The sequence below is a fragment of the Propionivibrio sp. genome (genome assembly GCF_017995515.1).
Lineage (GTDB): Bacteria > Pseudomonadota > Gammaproteobacteria > Burkholderiales > Rhodocyclaceae > Propionivibrio.
In genome coordinates, this window is record NZ_JAGOIT010000050.1 from 1 (window position 1) to 26677 (window position 26677).

General features: G+C 63.2%; 21 protein-coding genes. 16 read left to right on the top strand and 5 right to left on the bottom strand.

The genetic code is table 11. From position 1 onward, the window contains the following. Positions 1-150 precede the first annotated feature (150 nt). The gene (locus KBA32_RS09850; RefSeq protein ID WP_294358216.1) at positions 151-537 is read left to right on the top strand and encodes a biotin/lipoyl-containing protein; all 387 of its coding nucleotides are present in this window, start codon (positions 151-153) and stop codon (positions 535-537) included. A gap of 323 nt (positions 538-860) precedes the next feature. Here KBA32_RS09850 and KBA32_RS09855 read toward each other — a convergent pair whose 3' ends face one another. Then, complete coding sequence (locus KBA32_RS09855; RefSeq protein WP_294358219.1) at positions 861-1988, bottom strand: ABC transporter ATP-binding protein; 1128 nt, start codon at positions 1986-1988, stop codon at positions 861-863. Positions 1989-2535: 547 nt separating this feature from the next. On the opposite strand from KBA32_RS09855, the gene KBA32_RS09860 reads away from it, so the two are divergent. From KBA32_RS09860 to KBA32_RS09880, 5 genes are all read left to right on the top strand, one after another. After that, positions 2536-4890, top strand: a complete 2355-nt coding sequence (locus tag KBA32_RS09860) for an alpha-L-rhamnosidase (protein WP_294358221.1) — start codon at positions 2536-2538, stop codon at positions 4888-4890. Positions 4891-4995: 105 nt separating this feature from the next. Beyond that, entirely contained in the window at positions 4996-6294 is a 1299-nt protein-coding gene (locus KBA32_RS09865) for an ABC transporter substrate-binding protein (protein WP_294358224.1), read from the top strand. A 243-nt stretch (positions 6295-6537) separates the two neighbouring features. Beyond that, on the top strand, positions 6538-7431 hold the full coding sequence (locus tag KBA32_RS09870) for a carbohydrate ABC transporter permease (protein WP_294358227.1): 894 nt from the start codon (positions 6538-6540) through the stop codon (positions 7429-7431). Further along, positions 7428-8255 (top strand): carbohydrate ABC transporter permease, encoded by an 828-nt coding sequence (locus KBA32_RS09875; protein ID WP_294358233.1) that lies wholly within the window; start codon positions 7428-7430, stop codon positions 8253-8255. The genes KBA32_RS09870 and KBA32_RS09875 overlap by 4 nt, the downstream gene beginning before the upstream one ends. Positions 8256-8274: 19 nt before the next feature. Continuing rightward, positions 8275-9297: a LacI family DNA-binding transcriptional regulator gene (locus KBA32_RS09880; RefSeq protein WP_294358234.1), complete on the top strand. Its 1023-nt coding sequence runs from the start codon at positions 8275-8277 to the stop codon at positions 9295-9297. Positions 9298-9317: 20 nt separating this feature from the next. Here the strand turns inward: KBA32_RS09880 and KBA32_RS09885 are convergent, their stop codons facing one another. Then, on the bottom strand, positions 9318-10415 hold the full coding sequence (locus KBA32_RS09885; RefSeq protein WP_294358237.1) for a LacI family DNA-binding transcriptional regulator: 1098 nt from the start codon (positions 10413-10415) through the stop codon (positions 9318-9320). 415 nt (positions 10416-10830) lie between these two features. Here KBA32_RS09885 and KBA32_RS09890 point away from each other — a divergent pair, with 415 nt between their 5' ends. From KBA32_RS09890 to KBA32_RS09935, 10 genes are all read left to right on the top strand, one after another. Continuing rightward, positions 10831-11154 carry an L-rhamnose mutarotase gene (locus KBA32_RS09890; protein ID WP_294358240.1) on the top strand — a complete coding sequence of 108 codons (324 nt, stop codon included), beginning with the start codon at positions 10831-10833 and terminating at the stop codon, positions 11152-11154. A gap of 129 nt (positions 11155-11283) precedes the next feature. Then, positions 11284-12258 (top strand): substrate-binding domain-containing protein, encoded by a 975-nt coding sequence (locus KBA32_RS09895; protein WP_294358241.1) that lies wholly within the window; start codon positions 11284-11286, stop codon positions 12256-12258. 90 nt (positions 12259-12348) lie between these two features. Next, entirely contained in the window at positions 12349-13845 is a 1497-nt protein-coding gene (locus KBA32_RS09900) for a sugar ABC transporter ATP-binding protein (protein WP_294358243.1), read from the top strand. Between the two features lie 30 nt (positions 13846-13875). Continuing rightward, on the top strand, positions 13876-14862 hold the full coding sequence (locus KBA32_RS09905) for an ABC transporter permease (protein ID WP_294358246.1): 987 nt from the start codon (positions 13876-13878) through the stop codon (positions 14860-14862). Positions 14863-14872: 10 nt separating this feature from the next. Next, positions 14873-15913 carry a uroporphyrinogen decarboxylase family protein gene (locus KBA32_RS09910; RefSeq protein WP_294358249.1) on the top strand — a complete coding sequence of 347 codons (1041 nt, stop codon included), beginning with the start codon at positions 14873-14875 and terminating at the stop codon, positions 15911-15913. Positions 15914-15952: 39 nt separating this feature from the next. Continuing rightward, positions 15953-16594 carry a B12-binding domain-containing protein gene (locus tag KBA32_RS09915; protein ID WP_294358252.1) on the top strand — a complete coding sequence of 214 codons (642 nt, stop codon included), beginning with the start codon at positions 15953-15955 and terminating at the stop codon, positions 16592-16594. Between the two features lie 19 nt (positions 16595-16613). Further along, positions 16614-18158, top strand: coding sequence for an ASKHA domain-containing protein (locus KBA32_RS09920; RefSeq protein WP_294358255.1), 1545 nt, complete (start codon positions 16614-16616; stop codon positions 18156-18158). Then, complete coding sequence (locus KBA32_RS09925; protein ID WP_294358257.1) at positions 18155-18961, top strand: DUF1638 domain-containing protein; 807 nt, start codon at positions 18155-18157, stop codon at positions 18959-18961. The genes KBA32_RS09920 and KBA32_RS09925 overlap by 4 nt, the downstream gene beginning before the upstream one ends. Before the next feature lie 41 nt (positions 18962-19002). Continuing rightward, entirely contained in the window at positions 19003-20073 is a 1071-nt protein-coding gene (locus KBA32_RS09930; protein WP_294358260.1) for a uroporphyrinogen decarboxylase family protein, read from the top strand. 159 nt (positions 20074-20232) lie between these two features. Continuing rightward, the gene (locus KBA32_RS09935) at positions 20233-21591 is read left to right on the top strand and encodes an MATE family efflux transporter (RefSeq protein WP_294358265.1); all 1359 of its coding nucleotides are present in this window, start codon (positions 20233-20235) and stop codon (positions 21589-21591) included. Between the two features lie 126 nt (positions 21592-21717). Here the strand turns inward: KBA32_RS09935 and KBA32_RS09940 are convergent, their stop codons facing one another. From KBA32_RS09940 to KBA32_RS09950, 3 genes are all read right to left on the bottom strand, one after another. Further along, positions 21718-22554 (bottom strand): N-acetylmuramoyl-L-alanine amidase, encoded by an 837-nt coding sequence (locus KBA32_RS09940; RefSeq protein WP_294358267.1) that lies wholly within the window; start codon positions 22552-22554, stop codon positions 21718-21720. A gap of 139 nt (positions 22555-22693) precedes the next feature. Next, entirely contained in the window at positions 22694-24706 is a 2013-nt protein-coding gene (locus KBA32_RS09945; protein ID WP_294358270.1) for a C1 family peptidase, read from the bottom strand. A gap of 169 nt (positions 24707-24875) precedes the next feature. Beyond that, positions 24876-26677, bottom strand: a 1802-nt coding sequence (locus KBA32_RS09950) for a hypothetical protein (RefSeq protein ID WP_294358273.1), incomplete at its 5' end; no start/stop codon positions are given.

A 26677-nucleotide genomic window follows, 5' to 3' on the forward strand; every position in this document is an offset into this window, starting at 1 on the left:
TTCTACATCACCGACGTCATCGAGCCGTGTGATACCCGTTCGACGATCGCCATCGCCTTGCGCAAGACGCTCGGCAAGCGCGAACTCCGTCCGGGCAAGAAGCACGGGAATATGCCGCTTTAATCAGAAACCCAATCAAGGTCAGTCGCCATGCAAAGACATTTCAAGCTCAACGTTAACGGGACGAATTTCGACGTCGTGGTCGAGGAGGTCTCGTCTTCCTACACGCCGGTTGCCAGCGCCCCCGCCGCCTACATCCCGGCGCCGGTGGTCAGCGCCGCCGCGCCGGTGGCCGCACCGGCAGCGCCGAGCGCACCCGCCGGCGCCGGCGATCAATGCGCCCAGATGGGCGGCGTCGTCGCCAGCATCGCCGTGAAGGAAGGGCAGGCCGTGAACCCGGGTGATCGCATCGCCGAACTGGAAGCGATGAAGATGAAAGTGCCGGTCATGGCCACCTGCTCGGGCAAGGTCAGTCGCATCGCCGTAGCTGTCGGCGATGCGGTCGAGAGCGGGCAGGTGCTCGTCGTCATCTCGTAGCTGGAATGGCGGCCGGTGTTGCTGCCGGCCGCGTCCGGCATTTGTCCTTGAAAACGCGGTTGAATCGCACCGGAACCGTTCACCCTTCGACAGGCTCAGGGCGAACGGTTCTTTTGGGTCTCACCCGCCGGGTGATTCCCCGAAATCCCGCTCGTGCTGAGCCTGTCGAAGCATGAGCCTGTCGAAGCATGAGCCTGTCGAAGCATGAGCCTGTCGAAGCATGAGCCTGTCGAAGCATGAGCCTGTCGAAGCATGAGCCTGTCGAAGCATGAGCCTGTCGAAGCATGAATGGGATTTTGGCGCCACAATCGCGGTTCCAGGGTTTATTCGGCGGCGCGTTTGTAGTTCGCGATTTCCGGCACCTGCAGGCGGCGGAACGCGTCGCCTGAAGCGTCGAAGAGGTGGCATTCCACCGGGTCGAAGCCGATCGTCACACTGTCGCACATCTCGACCAGCGTCTTGCCGTCGACCAGCGCCGTGACGGCGTGGTCGCCGGCGCTCAGCACTTCAATGAAGGTCTCGTGGCCGAGCCGCTCGACGAGCTCGACCTGGCCGCGCAGCGCGACGCCGAAGCCGTCGCCGACCTTGACGCTCTCCGGCCGGATGCCCAGCGTCAGTGATGCTCCCGGCGGAATTCGCTCTCCAGCGACGGGAATCAGCGCCTCGCCGAAATCGGGCGAGCGCACGGTGATCCCGGCGTCGCCCGCCGCCACCGCCTCGACGGTGAGGAAATTCATCCTGGGCGAACCGATGAAGCCCGCGACGAACTGGTTTTGCGGCCGGTGATAAAGCTCGAGCGGCGAGCCGATCTGGCGCACATGCCCGGCCTCCAGCACGACGATCTTGTCGGCTAGCGTCATGGCCTCGACCTGGTCGTGCGTCACGTAGATCATCGTCGCGCCCAGTTCGCAATGCAGCCTGGAAATCTCGGCGCGCGTGTTGACGCGCAGGGCGGCGTCGAGGTTGGAAAGCGGTTCGTCGAAGAGGAAGACCTGCGGGTTGCGCACGATCGCGCGGCCTATGGCGACGCGCTGCCGCTGGCCACCCGACAGCTGGCTCGGCTTGCGGTCGAGCAGCGCCTCCATCTTGAGGATCGCAGCGGCGTTGCGCACCTTGCTGTCGATGACGTCCTTCTTCTCGCCGGCCAGCGAGAGCCCGAAGGCCATGTTCTCGAACACCGTCATGTGCGGGAAAAGCGCGTACGACTGGAACACCATCGCGATACTGCGCTCCTTCGGCGGCAGGTCGTTGACGCAGCGTCCGCCGATGTCCAGCGTGCCGGAGGTGATCTCCTCCAGCCCGGCGATCAGACGCAGCAGCGTCGATTTGCCGCAGCCGGACGGCCCGACGAAGACGACGAACTCGCCGTGCTCGATACTGATATCGACGCCCTTGATGATCTCGTGCTGCCCGAAGCTCTTGCGGATTGCTTTCAGTTCCAGGTCTGCCATGTTCCGACGCCTCTTCGTTATTGGCGAACGCTGCGTGACGATCGCCGACCGTCAATGAATCCTTCTCAGGTTGTGCTCGGTGTCTCCTGGTCGTCAGCCGAAACCTGCATCCAGCGATTCGGGCGAAAGGGTAGAAAACAGCCGAACAAGCCGACGTATTGTAGAACGGTTTACGTCAAAGTAAAGAGTGTGAACTGATCAATGTGCTTCCGATCCTTCGCCATTGGATCAACGATGATCGGTGCGGAGGCTTTTTTGGTGCCGATCTGGATGGTTGAGCGCAGGCCTTGCTAACCTAAGTTAACCAATTGTTTTTAAGCGATATGTGCTGAGTTTTACATCTGCTCTGCGGATGGTTCGGAGGCGTCGTCCCCGTGATGACTGGTTTGAGCTTGGCGTTGCTGCCCGTGCGCCATGCGGCGCGTCGATGAATGCCGATGGTGCCAAAAAGGTGTTTACAAAAACGTAAACCGTTCTACCATCATCTTCACCGATTCGTCGCAGGGCGTCTCGGGAAACAATCCATCGATAACGCAGGGAGCAGCCAATGACGTCGAGCGACCACACCGGACCAACGAGCACGTGCCCAATCGAGCGGCGGCAATGGTCGGCGCAGATGATTCGTCCGGAGACGGATGCCGGCATCGGCAATCAGTCGCCGTTCGTCGAAACGACGCTGGTGCTCGACGCCGACGCGCCGGATGCGCGCCTGTTCATCAGTGCGCTCGGCTTGTACCGCTGCTTCATCAATGGCCGGCGGGTCGGCGACGATGTGCTGACGCCGGGCTGGACGAGCTATCAGGATCGTCTCTCCTACCAGAGCTACGCGGTCGGCCAGCTGCTGCGCCGCGGTGAAAACACGATCACCCTGTGGCTGGGCGACGGCTGGCTGCGCTCGACGATGTTGTGGAAGGGGGTGCGCATCGACAACACCTGGGGCAAGCATCTGGGCGCGATCGCCGAGATTCGCGCCGGCGACCGCGCCGGTGACCGCCTCCTGCTGGCGACCGACGCGCGCTGGAAAAGCGGCCTCACGCCGATCGTCAAATCCGGCATCTACTTCGGCGAAACCTACGATGCGCGCCAGGAAGGTCGGCCGGCGACGCGCGGCTGCACGGTGGATGCGGGCTTCGATGCGGCTCGCCTGATTGCGCACGAGATCAACGGCGTCAAGGAACTCGCGCCGTTCGCGCCGATCAGCGAAACGCGGGACGCGGAAGGGCGCACGATCTACGACTTCGGCCAGAACGTCGGCGGCTATGTCGCCTTCTCGGTCGAAGGCGAGGCGGGCGCCACGGTGCTCGTCGAGCACGCGGAGATCCTCGATCACGAAGGCAAGTTCAACAACACCAACTACCGGCTGGCCGAGGCGCGCATCGACTACACGCTCAAGGGCGAAGGCGTCGAACACTATCGGCCGACCTTCACCTTCCACGGCTTTCGTTACGCCCGCGTCACCGTCAGCGGGCGCGCAACGGTCCGCTCCATCGTTTCCGTGCCGATCACCTCGGCAACGCGGCCGACCGGGACGTTGACGACGGCGAGTCCGCTCGTTAACAAGCTCGTCGAGAACACCGTCTGGTCGCAGCGCGGCAACTTCATCGAGGTGCCGACCGACTGCCCGCAGCGCGACGAGCGCATGGGCTGGTCGGGCGACGCGCAGGTGTTCGCGCCGACCGCGTGCTACCTGCACGAGAGCCACGCCTTCCTCGTCAAATGGCTGCGCGATCTGATGGCCGACCAGCGGCCGGACGGCGAAATCCCGCACTTCTCGCCCGATCCGACGCGCGGGCACGAAGACATCGTCGCCGGCTATTACGGCAGTACCGGCTGGGGCGACGCCATCTGCATCGTGCCCTGGGTGTTGTGGACGCATTACGGCGACCGCGCCATTCTGGCTGAGGCCTTCCCCGCCATGCTGCGCTGGAACGACTTCGTCTGGTCGATCAGCGATGGTCCGATCGTCAACACGCCGCGCCAGTGGAAGGAACGCGGTTTCAGCTTCGGCGACTGGCTGCAACCGAGCGGGCCGACCGAAAAGCCGTATCCGACGATCGGCGACGATGCCGCGGCGACGATCTATCTCTACATTTCCTCGGCGCTCACCGCGAAGATTGCCCGCGTACTCGGCGACAGCGAGGCCGAGCGCCGCATGTCGGCGCGCGCGGATGCCGTCAAGCAGGCCTTCGCGCACGAATTCATCGCGCCGAGCGGCCGGCTGGTCTATGACGACCAGACGTCCTATGCGCTCGCCTTCCTGCACGACCTGATTCCGGAAGACAAGCGCGATGCCGCCAAACGCTACTTCCGCGCCACCATCGCGCGCAGCGAAGGGCGCATCGGCACAGGCTTCATCGGCACGCCGGCGCTGCTGCCGGCGCTCGTCAAGATCGGCGAATACGAACTCGCCGCCGCCATGTTCCTGCAGGAAGAGGTGCCGGGCTGGCTGTACCAGATCAAGCACGGCGCAACGACGATCTGGGAGCGCTGGGACGCGATCCGCGCCGACGGCAAAATGTTCGACCCGGCGATGAACTCGTACAACCACTACGCCTACGGTTCGGTCTGCCAATGGCTGTTCGAGGGATTGGCCGGCTTCCGTCCGGACCCGGACGAACCGGCATTCCGGCATGTCATCTTCGAACCGCTCGTCGTTCCCGCGCTCGCTCCACTCAAGGCCACGCACGATTCGACGGCCGGACGCATCGAAGCCGGCTGGCAGGTCGATGGCGACAAGGTGACGTACAAAGTCGAAATTCCGGAAGGCGCGCATGGCTCGTTGCGCCTCAGGGCGTGCTATTCGCTGTCGCGCATCGACGGGCAAGCGGCGACAGCGAGCACCGCGCCGATCACGCTGGGCGCGGGCAAACACACGATCGAGTTTTTCATGGCAGGTCTCTGAAACAACGAGGAACAAAGCGCGTACCGCCTGGCACAAGGCGGACGCCCATTCTTAATGTTTTTTCGACGCGATCTATTAAAGCGTTTTCCATCAAGGAGAGGGTTGATGAAGAAGATGTGGAGTAAGCAACTGTTGTCCGTGGCGGTCACTTCGGTGGTCGCCGCCTGTACCGGCGGTTACGCGTTCGCCGCACCGACCGTGACGCTGACGGTACTGACGTCGAACCCACCGCAGGATATCAAGGCGGTCGAGGGGCTGGCCGCCGACTTCATGGCCAAGTACCCGTCGATCAAGGTCGAGGTCGAAGCGCGACCGGGGGGCGGCGAGGGCGACAACATCGTCAAGACGCGGCTGGCCACCGGCGAGATGGCCGACGTCTTCCTGTATAACTCCGGCTCGCTGTTCCAGGCGCTGAATCCGAAGAAGAATCTCGTCGACGTCACGAATGAACCCTTCCAGGCCGACGTGCATGACACCTTCAAGAAAGTGGTCAGCGTCGAAGGCAAGGTCTACGGCGCGCCGATCGAGACCGGTATGGGCGGCGGCGTGCTGTACAACCGCAAGATCTACCAGAAGTTGAATCTGCAGGTGCCCAAGACCTGGGCCGAGTTCCAGAAGAACAACGCGGCGATCAAGGCGGCCGGCATCGCGCCGGTGATCCAGACCTTCAAGGACACGTGGACCTCGCAGCTCTTCGTGCTTGGCGACTATTTCAACGTGCAGGCTGTCGAGCCGGACTTTGCCGACCGCTACACGAACAACAAGGCCAAGTTTGCGACCAGCCCGACAGCGCTCAAGGGCTTCCAGAAACAGGAGGAAGTGTTCAAGGCCGGTTACCTGAACAAGGACTTTGCTTCGGCCGGCTATGAAGATGGTCTGCGCATGGTCGCCAAGGGCGAGGGCGCGCACTATCCGATGCTGACCTTCGCGATCGGTACCCTCGCCACCAATTTCAAGGAAAACCTCAGCGACGTCGGCTTCTTCGCGCTGCCCGGTGACAATGCCGCCAAGAACGGGTTGACCGTGTGGGTGCCACCCGGCCTGTACATCCCCAAAACGACGCAGCACCTGAAGGAGGCGAAGATGTTCCTCGCCTTCGCCGCCAGCGTCGAGGGCTGCAACTCGCAGACCAAGGCGGTCGGCGCGATGGGGCCGTACATGGTCAAGGGCTGCGAACTGCCGACCGACGTGCCGCCCTCGGTGAAGGATCTGGTGAGCTACTTCGGTGCGGGCGGCCAGAATGCGCCGGCGCTTGAGTTCCTCTCGCCGATCAAGGGGCCGTCGCTCGAACAGATCACCGTCGAAGTCGGTTCCGGCATCCGCAAGCCGGCCGACGGCGCCGCGCTCTACGACGAGGACGTGCGCAAGCAGGCGATGCAACTCGGCATTGCGGGCTGGAAGTAGAGCGAAACGCGGTATCTTCGGGAAGATTCGCTATGTGATCGACGACAATCCACCACCGTTCGCCCTGAGCCTGTCGAAGGGTGGGTGACCGTCCTGCGCGCCCGTTCATGCCCTTCGGCGGGCTCAGGACAGGATTCGACAGGCTCACCACGAACGGTGGAAAGTTGTCGGTCACTTTGGCGACCTCAGTAGGCATCAATAACGCCTCACCAAGCGTTTCGCTTGAACGGCAAGGTGGCAAACATGGCAGCAGCGCAATTGGCACCGGTACGGCGCAGACTCGGCACCGCGTCGTACCCGGCCTGGTTCTATATCCCGGCGGCGGTGGTTTTCGGCGTGCTCTTCCTGGCGCCGATGATCATGTCGTTCTATTTCAGTCTCACGCGCTGGACGTTGTTCGAATCGACCTTCATCGGCTTCGAGAATTTCGTGCAGTTCTATCGCGAGCCCTTTCTGGTCAAGGGACTCACCAACACGCTGATCTACGCCGTCGTGACGTCCGGCCTCAAGGTCATCTTCGGCATGCTGCTCGGCGTGCTGCTGACCTCGGATATCCGCGTGCGCACCTTCCTGCGCTCGGTCGTCTTCTTCCCCGTGCTGGTCAGCACGGTCGGCATCGGGATCACGTTCACCGCCCTGATGCATCCGAGCAACGGCGCGATCAACGTCGGGCTGAGCTTCTTCGGTATCGAGGGGCCGGGCTGGTTGACCGATCCCGCCTACGCGCTGCTCTCGGTGGCGCTCGTCGACGTGTGGAAAGGCGTCGGGCTGGCGACCATCATCTTCATCGCCGGCATCGTCGCCATCCCGCGCGAGTATTACGAGGCGGCGAAGATCGAGGGTGCGACGGCGGTTCAGCAATTCTGGAAAGTCACCGTGCCGCTCGCCCGGCCGGCGACGACGACGGTGATCATCCTGAGCTTCATCGGCGGCCTGCGTTCCTTCGACCTGATCTGGTCGATGACGCGCGGCGGTCCCGGCTTCACGTCCGACGTCATTGCGTCGGTGATCTACAAGCAGTACCAGGCCGGCTTCTACGGGCTCTCGACGGCGGGCAACGTCGTGCTCTTCCTGCTGGTCTCGGTACTCGTCGTACCGCTCTCGATGTACTTCAACCGCAAGGAGACCCGGCCATGAAATTTAGGTGGAAAATCGTCACCGAGATTCTGTCCGTCCTCGGCGCCAGCCTCGTTTTCCTGGTGCCCTTCGCCTTCATCATCCTCACCGCGGCGAAGAACAAGCAGGAGGCGGCGCTACTGCGCTTCTCGTGGCCGAACGTCATCGAGGCGTGGGGCAACCTCGTACAGGTTGTGCAGGCGCGCGACTATATGTTGCTCACGGCCTTCTTCAATAGTCTCGTCATAACCGTCGTCAGCGTCGGCTTGCTCGTCGTCTTCGCCAGCATGGTCGGCTTTGTCCTGCAGCGGCGCGCCAGCCGCTGGAACGGCGTGATCGAGATGCTCGTGCTCTCGGGCCTGATCATGCCGCCGGCCGTCGTGCCGACGATCTGGGTGCTGCAGGAGATCGGCCTGTTCAAGACGATGACCGGGATGGTCCTGATCGAGGTCGCCTACGGTCTTTCGTTCAGCGTGCTGCTCTTCCGCGCCTTTGTCGCGACGATTCCGAAGGAGCTTGACGAAGCGGCCGTCATCGAAGGGGCTGGGCCGATCGCGCTCTTTTTCCGCGTCATCCTGCCGTTGATGAAGCCGGTCGTCGTCACCAACATCGTCGTGCAGTCGGTCGGCATCTTCAACGACTTCACTAATCCGCTCTACTACCTGCCGGGCGCGCGCAACGCGACGGTGCAACTCACGCTCTACAACTTCCAGAGCATGTTCAACACCTCGTACAACCTGCTCTTCATGAACATCCTGCTGATCACGATTCCGCCGCTGATCATGTTCCTGTTTTTCAATGGCAAGATCGTCGAAGGCATGACGGCTGGGGCGGTCAAGGGATGAGGCACGGTAGAATGCGCGCATGAGCAAACGGCCCACCATACAGGACGTTGCCGATCGGGCAGGCGTCTCGCGATCGGCGATTTCGAAGGTGCTGCGCAATGCCTATGGCATCAGCGACGAGATGCGCAGCCGGGTCGAGGCGGCGATCGCCGAACTCAACTACCGGCCGCAGTTCGCCGCGCGCGGACTGCGCGGGCGGACTTTTACCTTCGGCGTCACGCTGCCGGACATGCGCAACCAGTTCTTCGCCGACATCATGGACGGCGTCTGGGCGGCGACCAAGCCGACGTCGTATCAGTCGCTGCTCGCTATCCGCCCGTCACAGGATCTGACCGACAAGAACCAGATCGAAACGATGCTCGACCGCAAGCTCGACGGCTTGCTCCTCGTCGCGCCGCGTATCGAAATGCGTCAGTTGATCAAGCTGGCGGAAACCGTCCCGATGGTTGTCATCGGCCGCCACGAACCGGATGGCGGGTTCGATACGGCGAACAACGATGACGAGCAAGGGACGCGGCTGGCGCTCGAACACCTGATCGCCGCCGGGCATCGCAAGATCGCGCATGTGACCTTCCAGGTGCTTGAGGATGCGGCGGTGAATCCGGTCGCGTATCGCCTGAAGGGCTATCTCGACGTGATGCGCGAGCACGGGCTGGCGAGTCACATCCACGTCGTCGAGCAGAAGTTCAGCGCGACCGACGAAGAGCAATCCCGGCAGATTCATCACCTCCTGACCGCGAAGAACCGGCCGACGGCCATTTTTGCGTGGTCCGACAAGGCGGCGATTCCGATCATGTCGGTGGCTGCGGAGTGCGGGCTGCGCATTCCGGAGGACTTTGCACTCATCGGCTACGATAACTGGCCGATGTGCGCCATCCCGCAGATTTCGCTGACGTCAGTCGATCAGGACCCGCACCGGCTCGGCATGCGCGCGGCCGAGCTGCTCATCGAACGCATCGAAGGGCGGACGACGCCTGTGCATTTTGTGACCGAGCCGCGCCTCGTCGTCCGCTCGTCGTCCCTTTCGCCTGCGGCCAGCTGAGTACAGGCAAAGTGCGCGATTCAGCGCGCCGTCAGCGGTTCGACCACGCGCACCGTTCGGGTTTCAGGGCTCGTTGCCCCGGCGCCTTGTCTTGGCGGTGCGCACGAGCCGCGATCGACGAACTCCTGATTGACCTTAAGTCCGTAGAGCTTCTGCTTGGCGTGGCGTAGCCGGTTCATCAGGAACTCGCCGGTGGTCGAGCCAATGATGTCGGTGTTGATGCGCATCGTGTTGAACTGCGGGATATAGGGCTTCGAGTAGTCGAGGACGTCGCCCGGCGCGATGATCGAGACGTCCTCCGGCACGCGCAGGCCGCGTTCGCTGAGCACCATGTGCACGCGCAGCGCGAGTTCGTCGTCGAGCACGAAGAGCGCGGTCGGCGGGTTCGGGCGGTCGAACAAGTCGGCGACCTCCTTGCGTAGCACGGCCATGTCCTGCGTATCGGCGTTGACCTGCAGCGCCGGGTCGAAATCGAGGCGGAACTCGCTGATCGCGCTCATGAAACCCATGAAGCGCTCACGCATCAGCGCTTCGAGGCTGAAGCGGTCGCAGCCGATATAGGCGAGCGAGCGGTGGCCGAGTTCGATCAGGTACTTGGTTCCCTCGTAGGCGCCGTGGAAGTCGTCGGAACAGACGCTGTAGTAGTTCTCCAGGTGCTTGTTGTTCATGACGACGACGACCGGGATGCCCCGGTCCTCAAGCCGCACGAAGGCATTGACGTTGGCGTAGTGCAGCGAGGCGACGGCCTTGACGCGGGCGTCCATCACCTTCATGACGATCTCGGCGTCGGTCGACTGGAACGAGATCGGGATCAGCACGACGTCGTAACCGTCTTCGCGCACGCGCTTTTCCAGGCTTTCGATGATCGTACTGATGAAGTAAAACATGTAACTGAACGACTGGTCGATCACGAGCAAGAGGCCTAGCGTCTTGCGCGGCTTGTCCACGCGCGCGCCGTCCCCATACTTCTCCTGGCGCAGATAGCCTAGATCGGCGGCCACCTTGAGCACCTGGTCGCGCGTGTCGGGCGAGATGTTGCCCTTATCCCTGAGCACGAGCGACACCGTCGCGGGCGAAACGCCGACGGTTTTGGCGATATCTCGTAAAGTCGGTTTCATTTAGTAAATTGTTTACTTGAGTTGCTGCATCATAGCGTCGCACTTTTTAAATATCAAATATTTGTTAAGTGCCGTAAACCGCTGTTCACCCATTCGTGCTCCCGTGTTCCGTTTCCATTCTTGTGACCTCGACGTCAGCGTCATTCAAGTCACCTTGTCTGAGTCGAGTTAGCGCCTGCGATCCTTGATACGTAAGGTGATCTGGAATGTTGCTGGACACCTCGCCGCTTGTGCTCGATGGTCATTCCCTTGCGTGTGCTGAGAGGTCGTGTTCGGTGCTGTTGGCGTGTCATTGCGGTTATCGGCTAAATGGATTTGGAGTGAATTATTCACTTGAGTCGAGTTAAGAAATTAATAAAATTTAGTTGACAAGCGTTGGCCGATTTCTATACTCGTCAAAAACAGGGAGGTGACCATGAAGCGCCACGGAGAACTGATCGGCATCAAACGGGAGTGCGTTGCTGCATACATCGACTACCACTGCGCCGTCTGGCCGGAGGTGGCCGCCAAGATCACCGAATGCAACATCCGCAACTACACGATCTTCATGCACGACGGGTTGTTGTTCGCTTACTACGAGTACGTCGGCGACGACTTCGATGCGGACATGGCGAAGATGGCCGAGCACCCCAAGACCCAGGAATGGTGGGCGACCGTCAAGCCCTTGCAGTCCCCGCTCAACTCGCGCAAGAACGGCGAGTGGTGGGCTGCGATGGAGGAGGTGTTTCACCAGGATTGAGCCCGCGTGTTCAGTTTCCCAGCGGGTTGGCAAAACTTGTTCCGAATCATTTGCTGTCAGGTTCCAGGTAGGTTTTCACGAATGCCGACGCATTTTCGTGTGCCGGTTTGATAATCATGGAGGGTTCAAATGAGGAAGTTTGGTCTGAAGTTGGCGGCGATTGCCGCCGCCGTAGCGATCGTTTCAGCGGGTGGTTTTGCGACGTCGGCCGTGGCGGCCGGTCCGGTCGAAATTGGCGCAATCCTGCTTGATACCAAGCACGAGTGGTTCGCCGAAGTCATCGAGGGCATGAAGAAGGCGGGGACCGACCTCAAGGCGACGGTCAAGATCCTGAGCTCCGATTCCGACGTGGCGAAGGAAGCCTCGGTCATCGACAACCTCATCGCGCAACAGGTCAGCGCCATCTCGATTTCGCCGCAGAGCGACACGGCGTCGGTGCCGGCCTTCGAGCGTGCCGTCGCCGCCAAGATCCCGGTCGTCACCTGGAACTCGAAGGTGAACTCGCCGAACTCGAAGTACTTCGTCGGCGTCAATAACTACGATCTCGGCAAGGGTACGGGCGCCTTCGCCGTCGATTACATCAAGAACAAGATGGGTGGCAAGGCCAAGGTCGCCGTCATCGGTACCTCCAAGTACTCGGTCGGTATCGACCGCGTCAAGGGCTTCGTCGACCAGATCAAGGCGGTGCCGGGCGTCGAGATCGTCGCGCAGCAGGATGCTGAGTTCAAGGAACTGGGCTTGTCAGTGACCGAGAGCATCCTCGAAGCGCATCCCGAAACGCAGATCGTCTGGTGCTGGAACCAGGGCGCATTGCTCGGTTCGCTCGCCGCGCTGAAGGCCAACCCGAAGGCCAAGGTGCTACTGATGGGCACCGACATGAGCATCGACCTGGCGCGCGCCATGCTTGAGCCGAACGCCTTCCTCGTCGCCGTGACCACGCAGCAGCCGTTCGAGATCGGCTACACCTCGGTCAAGAACGCCTACGACCTGGCGACCACCGGCAAAGCCCAGAACGAAGTGCTCGTGCCGCTCAAGACCTACAAGCTCGACGACAAGGCCGATATCCAGAAGTACCTCGACGACCGCAAGAACCTCATCAAGTAGGTCCTTCCCGACGGGGGCGAAAGCCCCCGCTTCTTTCGCAGGGCGGTTGGTGAAGGTATTGGAAGTTCAAGCAGTTCCAGGATATTGACCATGTCTACGATTCTTACGCTTTCGAAAATCAGCAAGACCTTCGGAGGCATCCGTGCGCTCAACGAGGCGGAATTCAGCCTTGCTGCTGGCGAGATTCACGCGCTGGTCGGCGCCAACGGGGCGGGCAAGAGCACGCTCATCAAGATACTCACCGGTGCGCACAAGCCTGACGGCGACTCGGGTGTAATCGAGTTGTTCGGCGCGCGCGTCGTCATCGAAAACCCGGCGCACGCCCGTGCGCTCGGCGTTGCAGCGGTATATCAGGAGTTCAGCCTGATCAACGGGCTGTCGGTCGCCGAGAACATGTATCTCGGCCGACTGCCGAAGCGCAACGGCTTCGTCGTCGACAAAGCGGCGATGTTCAAGAAAGCGGGCGAGTATCTCGCGCGGCTCGAGGTCGACATCGACCCGAAGGCCAAGGTCGGGACGCTGAGCGTCGCCCACAAGCAGATGGTCGAGATCGCAAAGGCGCTGTCCAACGACTCGCGCCTGCTGATCCTCGACGAACCGACCGCGTCGCTCTCGGCGAGCGAGGTCGAGCATCTGTTCAAGAACCTGCGCCGCCTGCGCGAGCAGGGCATCGGCATCGTTTATGTCTCGCACCGGCTGGAGGAATTGCCGATCCTCGCCGACCGCGTCACCGTCTTCCGTGACGGGCGCTACATCGTTACGCTGCCGATCGACCAGGCACCCAAGCCCGTGATCATCCGTCACATGGTTGGGCGCGAAGTGCAAAGCAATCGTCGGCCGCCGCGCACCGGCAGCGGCGAACTGTTGCGCGCCGAAGGGCTGTGCGGCCCGACCGGCTTCCGCAACGTGAGCTTCAGCCTGAAGAGGGGTGAAATCCTTGGCCTGGCCGGGCTGGCCGGCGCCGGTCGTACCGAAACCGCGCGCGCCATCTTCGGCATCGACAAGCTCACCGCCGGCAAGCTCTACATCGAAGGCCAGGAAGTCACGATCCGCAATCCGCGCGAGGCGATCGCACACGGCATCGCCTTCATCACTGAGGATCGCAAGGAAGAAGGGCTGGTCCTTGGTCTTTCGATCCTCGACAACCTGACGATGGCGATCTATCGCGATCTGTCGCGGCTGGGCATCATCCGGCGTCGCGCGGAGACCGAACAGACCTCGGGATCGATCCGGCACATGGGCATCAAGTGCGCCTCTGCCGCGCAGAAGGTGCGCGCGCTTTCCGGCGGGAACCAGCAGAAGGTCGTGATCGGCAAATGGCTGGCGACGACGCCGTCGATCCTCATCATGGACGAACCGACGCGCGGTATCGACGTCGGTTCGAAGAGCCAGATCTACGACATCATCCATTCGCTCGCCGACGCCGGTAAGGGCGTCATCCTCATCTCGTCCGAGATCCCGGAAATCCTCGAACTCGCCGACCGCGTCGTCGTTTTCGCCGCCGGTCGTCCGACCGCTGAACTGGACCCGACAGAAACCAATCAGGACGGGATCGTCAATTTCGCCACCGTGCAGAACGCGGCGTAGTCAGTCAGAAAACATCAGGAAGGAGTCATCATGGAAGGCAATACAGGCGTGGCGACCGCGGATGGCGCCGGCGGATCGACGAATCAGGTCCGCGTTAAGGAGTTTCTCCTCAAGTACTCGTTCGCGATCGTCTTTGTGCTGCTCGTCGTCTATCTCTCGTTTGCGACGTCGAAGTTCCTGACGGTTTCGAACATTGTTAACGTGTTCCGGCAGGTCTCGAACCAGGGAATCATCGCCGTCGGCATGACGATGATCCTGATCATGGGCCAGATCGATCTTTCGGTCGGCGCGCTCGTCGCGTTCGCCGCCGTGCTCAATGCGATCTTCCTCAAGTGGGGGCTGTCGATCCCGCTCTCGATCCTCGCCACGCTCGGCGTCACCTGCCTGTGGGGCGTGCTCAACGGGTACGTCACCGCGCGCTTCCGCCTGCACGCCTTCCTCGTCACGATGGCGACGATGACGCTGATTCGCGGTGTGACCTATACGCTGACCGGCGGCTACCCGGTTGGCGGCCTGCCGCAGGACTTCTTCATCTACGGCTCCGGGCAGCTTGGCTTCATCCCGTATCCGGTGCTCTACATGATCGCCATCTTCCTGATCGGCGCCTTCGTCATGTCCTCGACGACCTTCGGCCGTTCGATCTACGCGCTGGGCGGCAACGAGGACGCGGCTCGCCTCTCCGGCATTAACGTCGAACGCGTGAAGATCGGCGTCTTTGTCGTCAGCGCGGTGGTCTCCGGCATCTCCGGGCTCGTTCTCTCGTCGCGCCTGATGGCCGGTTCGCCGGAAATCGGCATCGGCTGGGAACTCGACATCGTCGCCGCGGTGATCATCGGCGGCACCAACATCGTCGGCGGCGAGGGCAAGCTCTCCGGCACGCTGCTCGGCGTCCTCTTCATCGGCGTGCTTTCGAACGGAATGATCCTGCTCGACATCACGCCCTACATGCAGCAGGTCGTCCGGGGGCTGGTGATTCTCGGCGCGGTCATTCTCAACAGCTTGCAAGAAAAACGTTAGGAGAACATTCATGGATCACATCGAGCGTTTTGTCCGGACCATCGAACGCAAGCCGGTCGATCGCCCGGCGACCTGGATCGGCGAGCCGGTGCATTCGGCGATCCCGGCCCTGCTCAAGCACTTCGGCGTCGACTCCTTCCTCGAACTGAAGAAGAAGGTCGACGACGACGTCTACCACGTGAATGTTCCCTACCAGTCGCCGACGAGTAACCACGTCGCTGCCGCCTTCGATTTTGCCAAGAAGGACGGCCTCAACCACGACTACGAGGAGCGTACGCTGACGGCGCCCGGCTTCTTCGAGGATTACGAAGACCCGGAGGGCGTCAATGACTTCGACTGGCCTGATCCCGAGAAGTACATCGATCCGGTGAAGTGCCGCCAGGTCGTCGAGGAAGTGCCGGAAGACGCGGTGCCAATGGTGCTCGCCTGGTCGGCGCACTTCCAGGATGCGTGTGCGGCCTTCGGCATGGAGACGGCGCTGATCAAGATGATGACCGAGCCGGAGATGTTCAAGGCCGTCATCGACCGCATCATGCAGTTCTACCTCAAGGCCAACGAGATCTTCTACGAGTCGACCAAGGGCAAGCTCAAGGCCGTGCTGATCGGCAACGACTTCGGCAGCCAGCAGGGGCTGATGCTCTCGCCGGCGCTGATCCGCGAACTCGTCTTCCCCGGTACCAAGCAGCTCATCGACCAGGCACATGCCTATGGCCTCAAGGTGATCCACCATTCCTGCGGCTGCATCTACGACATCATCCCGGACCTCATCGAGCTCGGTGCCGACGCAATTCACCCGATCCAGGCGCTGGCGCACAACATGGAAGCCGAACGACTGGCGCGCGACTTTGGCGGCAAGGCCTCGTTCTGCGGCGGCGTCGATGCGCAGAATCTGATGGTTCATGGCACGCCGGATCAGATCATCGCCGAGGTGAAACGGCTGGCGACGCTGTTCCCGACCGGACTCATCATCAGCCCGAGCCACGAAGCCATCCTGTCCGATACGCCGCCGGCCAACGTCGAAGCCATCTTCACCGGTGTGCACTCGCTCTAACGATCAAACAACAACTGAATTTCCGGGAGTCGAAACCAAATGAGCCTACTTGAACAAATCTCCACCGCCCTGCAAAAAGGCAAGGCCAAGGACATCAAGGAGCTGGTGCAGCAAGCCATCGACCAGAACATTCCCGCCGAAACGATCCTCAACGACGGCCTGATGGCCGGTATGAACGTCATCGGCGGCAAGTTCAAACGCAACGAAGTCTTCGTCCCCGAAGTCCTCGTCGCCGGTCGCGCCATGAACATCGGCACGGCCATGCTGAAACCACTGTTGGTGAAGGACGGCGTCAAGAACAAGGGCAAGGTCGTGATCGGCACGGTGAAGGGCGACCTGCACGACATCGGCAAGAACCTCGTGCGCATGATGATCGAGGCCAAGGGTTTCGAGGTCATCGACCTCGGCGTCGACGTGCCGGGCGAATCCTTCCTCAAGACGGCGCAGGACAGTCAGGTCGACATCGTCTGCCTGTCGGCGCTCCTGACGACGACGATGAACGAGATGCGCAACGTCGTCGAACTGTTCGAGGGCGCCGGCGTGCGCGAGCGCTTCAAGATCATGATCGGCGGCGCGCCGATTACGCAGTCATTCTGTACGACGATCGGCGCCGACATCTATACGCCGGACGCGGCGAGTGCGGCCGACGCGGCGATGGGTCTCGTCGCCGAGGCCGCCTGATTCTGCCAATCGAGCGCTCATGCGACTCTGCGAAGTCTTCGGTGAACCGGGCGTAACGCTACTCGAAGCGCTGCGTCTCGATCACCAGCACATCGACGCGCCCTGCGGCGGCCGCACGCGTTGCGTGCGCTGCATGGTGAAAGTGACCGAGGATGCTGCGCACGCGCTTGACACGCCAGCGGCGTTCGAAGCCGAGTTGGTCGGCCACAAGCGGCTGGCCGACGGCTGGCGGCTGGCGTGCCGTGCGACGTTTCTACGTCCGCAGCCGGTCGCGGTATTGGTGCCGAATGCGCGGCTCGACATCCCTGACTTCCCGGTGCGTCGTCGGCGTACTCAAGTCGCCGTACCGTCCGAGCTTATGGCCGACGTCGTCGCGGTGGTCGACATCGGCACGACGACGGTCGTTGCCGTGGTCGCGGATCGAGAGACCGGCGATGTCATTGCCCGCGTCGCCGAACCGAATCGCCAGCGCGCCTGGGGCGCTGACGTCGTGGCGCGCATCGAAAGCACAATTACCGAACCGCCCTCGCTCGCCGCGATGCGCAAAGCGATCCACGCACAACTCGACGCCATGCTCAGCGAGTTGCAACGGCAGACGGGCCTGGCCGAACTGCCGGTCGTGCATATCTGCGGCAACACGACCATGTTGCATCTCTTCGAAGGTGCCAACTTGCGCGGGCTGGGTAGCGTGCCGTTCTCGCCCGTCTTCCTCGATGCGCGAGAAACAGCGGTCGGCCCGCGCCAGCTGCCGGCACGGCTGGTTGCAGGCATCTCGGCCTTCGTCGGCGCCGACATCCTGGCCGGCCTCTATGCCTGCGGCCTCGACCGTCCGGTCAGCGCGCCGCAACTGCTCGTCGATATCGGCACCAACGGCGAGATGGCGCTCGTGACGCCCGATCGCATCTACGTCACCGCGACGGCGGCGGGTCCCGCCTTCGAGGGCGAAATGATCAGCTCCGGCTCGCCGGCGGTGGAGGGCGCGATCGATCACGTCTGGTTGGGCGATGACGGAACGATTCACTACTCGACGATCGGCAATGCGGAAGAACACGGCGCGGCGACCGGCATCTGCGGCTCCGGTTTGCTCGATCTGCTGGCCTGCCTTCGCCGCAAGGAGATCGTCGACGAATGCGGCGGCTTCGCTGACGACGACAACAAGGTGTTCTCCTTTGGCGGTGGTTTGCCGTCGTTGAACCAGGCCGATGTGCGCAACCTGCAACTCGCCAAGGGCGCCATCGCGGCCGGTGTCGACATTCTGTGCCGCAAGGCGGGTGTGCGTTACGAAGAGATTGAGCGCCTGTATCTGGCCGGCGGCTTCGGATCGACACTGCTTCCGGAATCGGCCCTCGACATCGGCCTCCTGGCGTCAGCGCTGGCTGGAAAAATCGAAGTGGCCGGCAACTCGGCGCTCGACGGCACCATTCTGCTCGCCGCGCATCCGGAACTTGCGGCGAGCGTTGCGGCGCTGCGTGAGCGCATCACCGTCGTTGAACTCGCTGCCGAACCGGGTTTTCAGGACGCCTTCGCCGACGCCATGTTGTTCCCCGAGTTCGAGGTCGCGTGAGCTTACGAACCATGAAGCGCCTGCTCGCCATCGTCTGCGAAGTCTTCCACCGCGAAGCCTGTGCCGCCGCCGCACAAAGCCGATTGCGCGTCGATTTCGAGTTCCTGCCCAAGAGCCTGCACGACATCGGCGAAGAAGCGATGTCCGCGCGCTTACAGGCGACGATCGACCATGCGTTGCAAACTCGTTCAGCAGACGAGCAGCCGGGCGCCATCGTTCTGCTCTACGGCCTGTGCAACAACGGCATCTGCGGCTTGCATGCGCCGGTGCCACTCGTCGTCGCCCGCGCGCACGACTGCATCACGCTGCTGCTCGGCTCGCGCGAACGCTACGAAGCGCATTTTGCCGCGCATCCCGGTACCTTCTACAAGTCGCCCGGCTGGATCGAGCGCGACAGCGATCCCAACGACAACCCGGCGAGCGTCACCAGCCGCCTCGGGCTCAGCCGCAACTACGCCGAACTCGTCGAACAGTTCGGCGAGGATAACGCGCAGTACCTGATGGAGACGATGGGCGACTGGCTCAAGCACTACAAGCGCCTGTGCCTCATCACGACCGGTGTCGGGCCGGAAGAAGAGTATCGACAGTGCAGCCGCGCACAGGCCGAGGAGAAGGGCTGGCTGTACGAGGAAGTCGCAGGCGATACGAGCCTGATTCAGCGCTTGCTGAACGGCGAGTGGGACGAGCGCGAATGCCTCGTGCTGCCGCCGGGACAGAAGATCGTCGCCAGCCACGAGGAAGGCGTGATCCGCGCGGCATGTGCCGACTGCGCCGGATGCACACAAGTCAACGAATCAATCTGAAGGATCGCAGTAAGGCAGCGCAGACATTGGAGACCCAAAGCATGGACAAGAACTTCTACCTCGAACTCGCCCGCAGCGGGCGCCGCATGCCGATCGCCACGCATCTCGTCCTGCACGAGAAGTCCGATCCCGAAGCGATCCTGATCGACGGCGAACAGCTGGCAGCGGTGATGCTGGAAACAGCCGAACGCTTCGGAAATCCGCTCGCCCTGCCGATCATGGACCTCACGCTGGAGAAGGACATCCTGCTGCGCACGATGGGCGTGCCGCCCGAGCAGACCGAGAGTTTCCACTTCGACGCGCTGCCCGACGCGGCCGCTGCAGCCAAGGTGACGACCGACACCGACGTCCTCGTGCATCCGCGCATCAAGGCCAACTGCGATGCGCTACGTTTGCTCGCCGAGGGCGGCAAGGTAATTCCGGTCGGCATGAGCATCGGACCGTTCTCGCTGCTGACCAAGCTATTGAAGGACCCGATTACGCCGATCTACATGGCCGGCACCGGACTCGGAGCCGAAGATGACGACGATGTCGCCCTCATCTGTGCCTTGCTCAAACTGTCGGAAACGATCATCCACGCCACCTGTATGGCGCAGATCAAGGCGGGCGCGAAAGCAATCTTCCTCTGCGAGCCGGCGGCCAACCTCGTCTACTTCTCGCCCAATCAGATCCGCGACGGATCGAGCGTGTATGACGACTTCGTCATCCAGCCCAACCTGCGCCTGAAGGCGATGTTCGACGCGACGGGTACCGACCTCCTGTTCCACGATTGCGGCGAGCTGATCCCCGAGATGATCGAATCCTTCAACGCCCTCGAACCGCGCCTCATCAGCTTCGGCAGCCCGGTCAAACTCTGGGAAGCCGAGCCGCACGTCGCCAAGGACATCGTCCTCTTCGGAAACCTGCCGACCAAGAAGTTCTACTCCGACGAGGATGTGCCCTTGGATGGCGTACCCGGCATGGTCGCCGAGATCGAGGAAGAGCTGAAAGCCAGCGGGCATCCGTACATCGTCGGCAGCGAATGCGATGTGCTCAGCATGCCGGGCTACGAGAAGGCGATCCTGGCGAAGATCAATGCGATGTGCGATTGCGGGCGCCATCAGGCCAGCTGAACGGATCGCTCTTCAAGTCTCAACGCCTCCTGCCCTGGCAATCGGGAGGCCCGCACCAAATCGGCCTACAATTCGGGTTTTCGCGTCGTCCTTCCATCCAGCATGGAAGTGCCGGCGCATGCCGCACCTGCGGCCGCCAACAAGAAACCCGAACCGATCATGCACCGACTCCCCCGCTTCCTCACCGAAAGCCGTGCGCTTGCGACGCTTTCGTTCCCGATCATCCTCTCGCAGGTGGCCTATACGCTGCTCGGCATGCTCGATACCGTGATGGCCGGGCATGCCGGCGCCGAGGAACAGGCGGCGGTGGCGCTGGGCGTGGCGTTCTGGATGCCGGTGTTCATCACGCTGATGAGCGTCGTGCAGGCGATCAGCCCGTCGGTCGCGCAGCATTTCGGCGCCGGCGACCACGCGGCGGTGGTGCAGGACACGCACGAGGGCTTGTGGCTCGCCGCCGTGAGCAGCGTGCTGCCGGCATTCCTGATGCCGGGCGTCGCGCCGATCATGCGCCTGGCCGAGATCGATCCCGTCCTCATCGACAAGACGACGCTCTTTCTTTGGGGCATCGTCGTCGGCCTGCCTGCCGCGATGATCTTTCGCGCGCTCGCCTTCTACTCGGCCAGTATCAATCGGCCGCAACCGATGATGTACCTTGCCTTTGCCGGTGTGGGCGTCAATGCCTTCTTCAACTGGTTGCTGATCTGGGGCCATTGGGGCTTTCCGGCGCTCGGTGGTGCCGGCTGCGGCTGGGCGACGGGCATCGGCATGTGGGTCGCGCTGCTCGCGCTTGCCGCGTGGACGGCGTGGGCGCCGGAGTACCGGGCCTGCTACATCTGGCGCGGCTGGCATTGGCCGCATTGGAACATCCAGAAGCGCTTGCTGCGCATCGGCCTGCCGATGGGCGGCGCGGCACTCGCCGAGGTGGCGGCCTTCACCAGCATCGCCGTCTTCGTCGGACGCTTCGGCGCGACGCAGATCGCCGCGCACCAGATCGCGCTCAATATCTCATCGGTGCTCTTCATGCTGCCGATGGGCCTGGGCGCCGCGCTGACCATCCGCGTCAGCCAGAAACTCGGCGCAGGCGATCCGGCCTCCGCGCGCTTCATCGCGTGGACCGGCGTGGCGATGGGACTGATCGTCGCCAGCATTGCGGTGCCGCTCATTCTGGCGGCGCGCGAGCTGATCGTCACCGCATACACGCCCGACCCGGCAGTGCGCGAGATCGCCATCAGTCTCATGCTCCTCGCCGCCGTCTGGCAGCTGGCCGACGCGACGCAGGTGATCGCGCTCGGCGCCTTGCGCGGCTACAAAGTGACGCTCGGCCCGATGATCGTCATGTTCGTCGCCTTCTGGGTCATCGGCCTGCCGCTCGGCATCCGCCTCGGCTACCACGGCATCGGCAGCGTCGCACCGATGCAGCTCTACGGCTTCTGGACCGGGCTGGTGACGGCGCTCATTCTCGCGGCGATCGCGCTCTCCGCCTGGCTGCGCACGGTCGCCCGCGCGCGACTGCAGTAGTCGTTCACCACTCCGTTCGCCCTGAGCCTGTCGAAGGGCGGGATACCAGGCACCCCGGGTGCGCCGTTCATGCCCTTCGGCAGGCTCAGGGCGTGGTTCGACAGGCTCACCACGAACGGGAGATGCTCAGGAACCGCGCGCGATATAGCGGCTGTGGCACCAGCCGACGAGGTCCATGACGCCGCTCACGGTGTCGAGCACGTCGACGCGCCACCACAGCCCTTGCTGTTCGAGTAACGCGACGCGCGTGCCGGCAGGCAGCGGGCTGCCGGGCAGCGCGGCGAACTCGGTGCCGGGGCCGGCGCGGACGTTGAGCGCCGACGTTGTCACGTAGTGATCGACTTCATCGTCGGCGCGGCCCATCAGCCGGGCGCGGAAGCTGGCCATCGGGAAGGCCGGGCCGGGATCGGCCTTGCGGCCGGGGGCGATGTCCTCGTGGCCGAGTACGTCTTTGAGCGCGTACTTCTCCATCAGCAGCAATCCGACCTGCGCCGCGACTTCGAGCTGCGCCTCGCTGTACTCGTGCCAGCCGATCGGCGGCGTGCCGGGGCGGTCGTGCTTGTGATTGGCGACCAGCACGTCGTCGTCGGGGTAGGCGCGCTTGCTCACCGCCGAGATCCAGCGGTTGCCGACACGCTCCAGCTTGCCGGCGTTATCCAGCTCGATGCCGATCGAAAATCCGTTGAGGCCGCTGCGCCCCTCCCATTCGGATTTCCCGGCATGCCAGGTGACGCGGTTGAACGGCGCGAGCTGCGTCAGGCTGCCGTCGCGCCCGATCACCAGATGCGCCGCCGCCTTGGCGGCCGGGTTGCACATCCACGACACCGAACCCTCGGCGCTGCTGCCGGCGGTGTAGTGCATGACCAGGTACTCGGGCGTCATCAGTCCGCTCTTGTTCGGCGTCTCGACGTAGCGGACGGGAGTCCCGTCGTCGGCGATCAGGCGGTGGTTCTGGATTTTCATGGCGGACTCCGTGATGGTTGACGTTCGTGTGAGCGGCTAATCTATCTGGTCCACCGTTCGTCCTGAGCTTGTCGAAGGACGGAGCGCCCGTTCATGGTTCGACCAGCTCACCACGAACGGTGGATTGATTGTGTGCAGTTCAGTCATAGCTCAGGTCATGCCGCGAGAACAGTCGCGTCGGAGCGCCGCCTAGGATGCGGTGGAGCACCGAGTTCATCGTCGCCACGTCGTTGTCGAAGCCGCCGTGCGACGTGCTCTGGCTCGATGCCGTCTCCTGCCCATCCGGTTCGCGGTTGGCGCCGGCGATGATCAGCGATGGCAGGCCGTCGGGTGCCTTGTTCTGGTAGGCGGCGATCATCGCGTCGTCCTGCTTCAGGAAGGTGTGCATGCCGAGGATCGGCGTGCCGCGCTTCTTCTCGCAGGCGTTGGAGACGAGGTAGAGCAGTGATTTGCCGTACACCAGCTGGCTGCCGACGGTGTCGTCGAGTTCGCCGGTTTCTGAAAGCAAGTAGAGGATGGGCAGCGGGCATTGGCCTGCGCTGGCCGGCACGAAAACCTTGTCGCGGAAGACGTCGAGTTCGACGGCCGGAGCCAGGAACTGCACGCTCTTCAGCGGCAGGCCGAGTTCAAGGATGTGGCGCAGCATGTAGGCGAAGAAGATGCTGCCGGCCGAATGCGCGACGACGTGCAGCTCCCAGTTGCCTTTCTTTCCGCTCTTGCCAGCCGCCTTGATGTCCTCGGCCAGCAGCTGCATGGCGCCGCGTCCGGCGTGGTGCTCGGAGGCGAGGCGTCCGTTCTCCTTCATCTCGCCCCAGATGCCGCGCAGCGGCGACGCCAGGCTGCGCTCGACCATCCAGTCGCGCCCCTCTCCCACGCTGTCGATCAGGCTGCGTCCGGAGAGTTTGTCGGCGTTGGTGAACCAGTCGCCGAAGTAGCTCTTCAGCGACTCCATGAAACCGGTCTCCCACATCACGTGCAGCGGATAGATTTCGTTCGCCAGGCAAGGGCCGCGCATGGCGGCGACGCGCTTGGCGGCCGACTTCTCGTCGTTCAGGCCGCCGTGCAGGTAGAGCATGACGCGGCGTTTCGCCCACGCCTTGGTCGTCTCCGGGATGTCCTGCGTGACCAGCCGCTTGAGGTCTTCCGGCGTCGTCCAATAATCGCCGTTGCCCGAGAGCTCGCCGTTGTTGCCGACGTCGATGACGTACGGGCGCAGGCTGTCGAGCGTCAGCGCCGGCAACGCGCGAGCGGCGCCTTCGGAGACCTTGTCGTTCTTTTTCTCTTCCTCGGCCCACACATCGACGCTGACCGGCACGCCGAGCTGCGCGACCCAGACGTCGGTGGCGTGCATCATGTAGTCCTCGTAGGGCAGCAGCGCGAAGCCGCCTTCACCCCAGCTTGGTCCCCACGAGTTCTGGATGATGAAGCCCTGTTCGGCGTAGCCGACGATCGCCACCGCGTGTCCGCCGTCGGCGCGGCCCTTGCGCGTGATGATCGGCAGCTTCAACGACTTCTGCTCGCCGCCGTCCGCGTAACCGATCGTGGTCGTGCCGGGGCCGGGCTCGAACCAGCCGTCGTGCACCATCAGCGTGACGTAGAGGATGCCGACCTCGGCGAGCGCCGCGTGCATGTCGCGCACCTGCCGGTGGTTCACGCGGTAGTAGGCGCCGCCCGGGCATTTCATCGCGTCGCGCACGACCACCGGCGTCATGTGCGCGGTACCCGTCTGCGTGTCGCCCCAGACGCTGCGCTGGGCGACGCCGTGGCGCAGCCAGCCCTTCATCGCGCCGCGTGCCGACGAGCCTTCGTACCACTCGCCCGGCCACTCGTCGTAGCGTCGCGCCATCTCGTAGAACATGCGCGGGCTGACGCGCCGCTCCTGCCCCTGGTTGTGCAGCAGATAATTGGCGACTGCCGCCAGCGCGAAGCCGGTGCATGCGCCTTCCTGCCCCTGGTCAAGAATCTCCGGCACGCGGCCGCAGTTCACCAGCACCGGTGGCACCGGCAGCAGGCCGGGCTGGTAGACCCAGTCGCGGATGTCGATGCTGTCGGGCATCGCGTTCAGGCTGGATTTCAGGCTGGCCCAGGACCTTTGGGGAGTGGCCGCCTTGGCCTTTGGTTTCGCTGTACCTGTTTCTGTCTTCTTTGCCATGACTCTCTCCTCATTGCCGATCGCTAAAGTAACTGACAGCCTTTCCACCGTTCGTGGTGAGCCTGTCGAACCATGAAAAGGCGCACGGAGCGGACTCTCCGCCCTTCGACGAGCTCAGGGCGAACGGTGGTGGAGTATGGTCAGTCATGTTCACTAACCTCACGAAAACTCAGGCGCTGTTGCCCGCGTCCCGCGGTGCGATGGCCATGCTGGCCACCTGCGTCACGAACGCGGCGGTGGTGAATGACCCGTTCGCCGCTTCGGCGGCAACGCGGATCGCACGAAACAGTTCGTCGCCGATGTGAAACCCGAGTTTTCGATAGCTCTCGAACTGGTCCTCGTCGAACGCCTGGTCGGCCGTCGTGTCGTGTGGGAAGACCGTGTGGTTGGTGGCGTAGTTGAGAATGTCCGGGTCTTCGCCTCCGGTCAGCGAGGCTTTGACGTAGAGCAGCACGCCTTCGTTGCCGTCAGCGTAGTGAATGCGGCCGACGGCGTGATGGGCTTTGGTGTGCTTGAAGCCATCGATGGGGCGTATCGGTTCGACGTTGATCTCGATCTCGGCGCCGAGGTCGATCGAGCACTTGCGCAGCGCGTTGGCCAGGTCGTCGAACGCGTAGTCGGGGTCACAGCCGGCGTCAGTGGCGATGATCAGGCGGCAGCCGCGGCGCACCAGTTCGTAGATGCCGAGGTTCTCGAAATGCCCGCCGTCCGAAAGGTAGAGGAACTTGGCCTCGGTGTTGGCGGTGGCCGTCAGTTCCTTGAGCAGGTAGCGCGCGCCAAATTTCGGCGATGAAGACTTCCACGCCTCGGCGTCGCCCGGATTGCCCAGCCACTGGCCGAGGCGGACGTTGAAGATGGTCATCAACGCGGCGAGCGGTGCCGACGTGTGATAGCCGGCGAGCGGGCTCGCCGCCGCGCCCGAGATGCTCATGGCGCTGCCGAGATAGGTGCCCCAGCGGCTCTGGTAGTACTCCGTCGGGCGATAGCCGCCAAGCGTGCGCGGCGTCTGCTCGACGCCGGAGGTGGTGCGCGTCGCGCGGTACTCGAAACCGCAGAAGAGCGGCGTGAAGGTGAACGATCCGGCGCGCCGCGTCTGCCAGGCGAGTTCGTCGCCACCCGAGAAGTTGAGCGCGGCGTTGATGATGTGGAAGGGGCGCTGGTCGCGCAGCAGGCACATGCGTATGTCGTCGTCGGCCGAGAAGCCGGTGAAGGGATGGCTCTTTCGGTTCGGATAGTTCGACGCGCCGAGGTAAGCGCGCACCAGCCGGTTGCGGTAGAAGTGGTGCAGCGAGAAGAGGTTGATGTCGATGCGCCAGGCGGCGAGCAGGAAGGCGCCGACGCAGCTGACGAGGCCGAGCAGCAGGTAGCCGGTTTCGAAGCGCCCCATGTTGCCGAACACGTCGTGCGCGATGGCGAAGAAGTCGCGCGCGACGAACTTCGTTTCCAGGCACGCCGGGCAGGCGGTGACGAACGTCTTCTCCTCGAAGGGGGCGACGAACTCGCAGGTTGGGCACGACTGGTCGACGAAGAGGGAATACACGAACGCCGACAGGCCGACGGCGAAGCCGGCGAGGAAGACGTAAGGCGTCGCGCGCACGCCGATTTCGAGCCAGAGGCGGCTCCTGGCGCCGTCCTTGCCGCTGCCGGTGATCGGGCTTTTCGCCAGCCAGACGCCGATCAGCGTCAGCGCCGCCCAGACCCCGCCGACTTCGACCGTCCAGCCCTTCGCCCAGATGGCGAGCACTGGGGCGAGGCCGGCGAGCACGAAGGCGATCAGCCAGACGAGCGCCGCGGCGAGCAGCAGACCGCCGATGCGGCTCCACCACTCGCGCGCCTCATGCGAGAGCAGGCGGCTCAGGAGGCCGATGTGCAGCGCCACCGGCAGCGAAAAGCTGAGCATGACGAGCGGCGAACCGACGGCCATCGTCCACCACGCCTGCTGCATGCCGTCGGTATCGCTGCCGGGCAGGC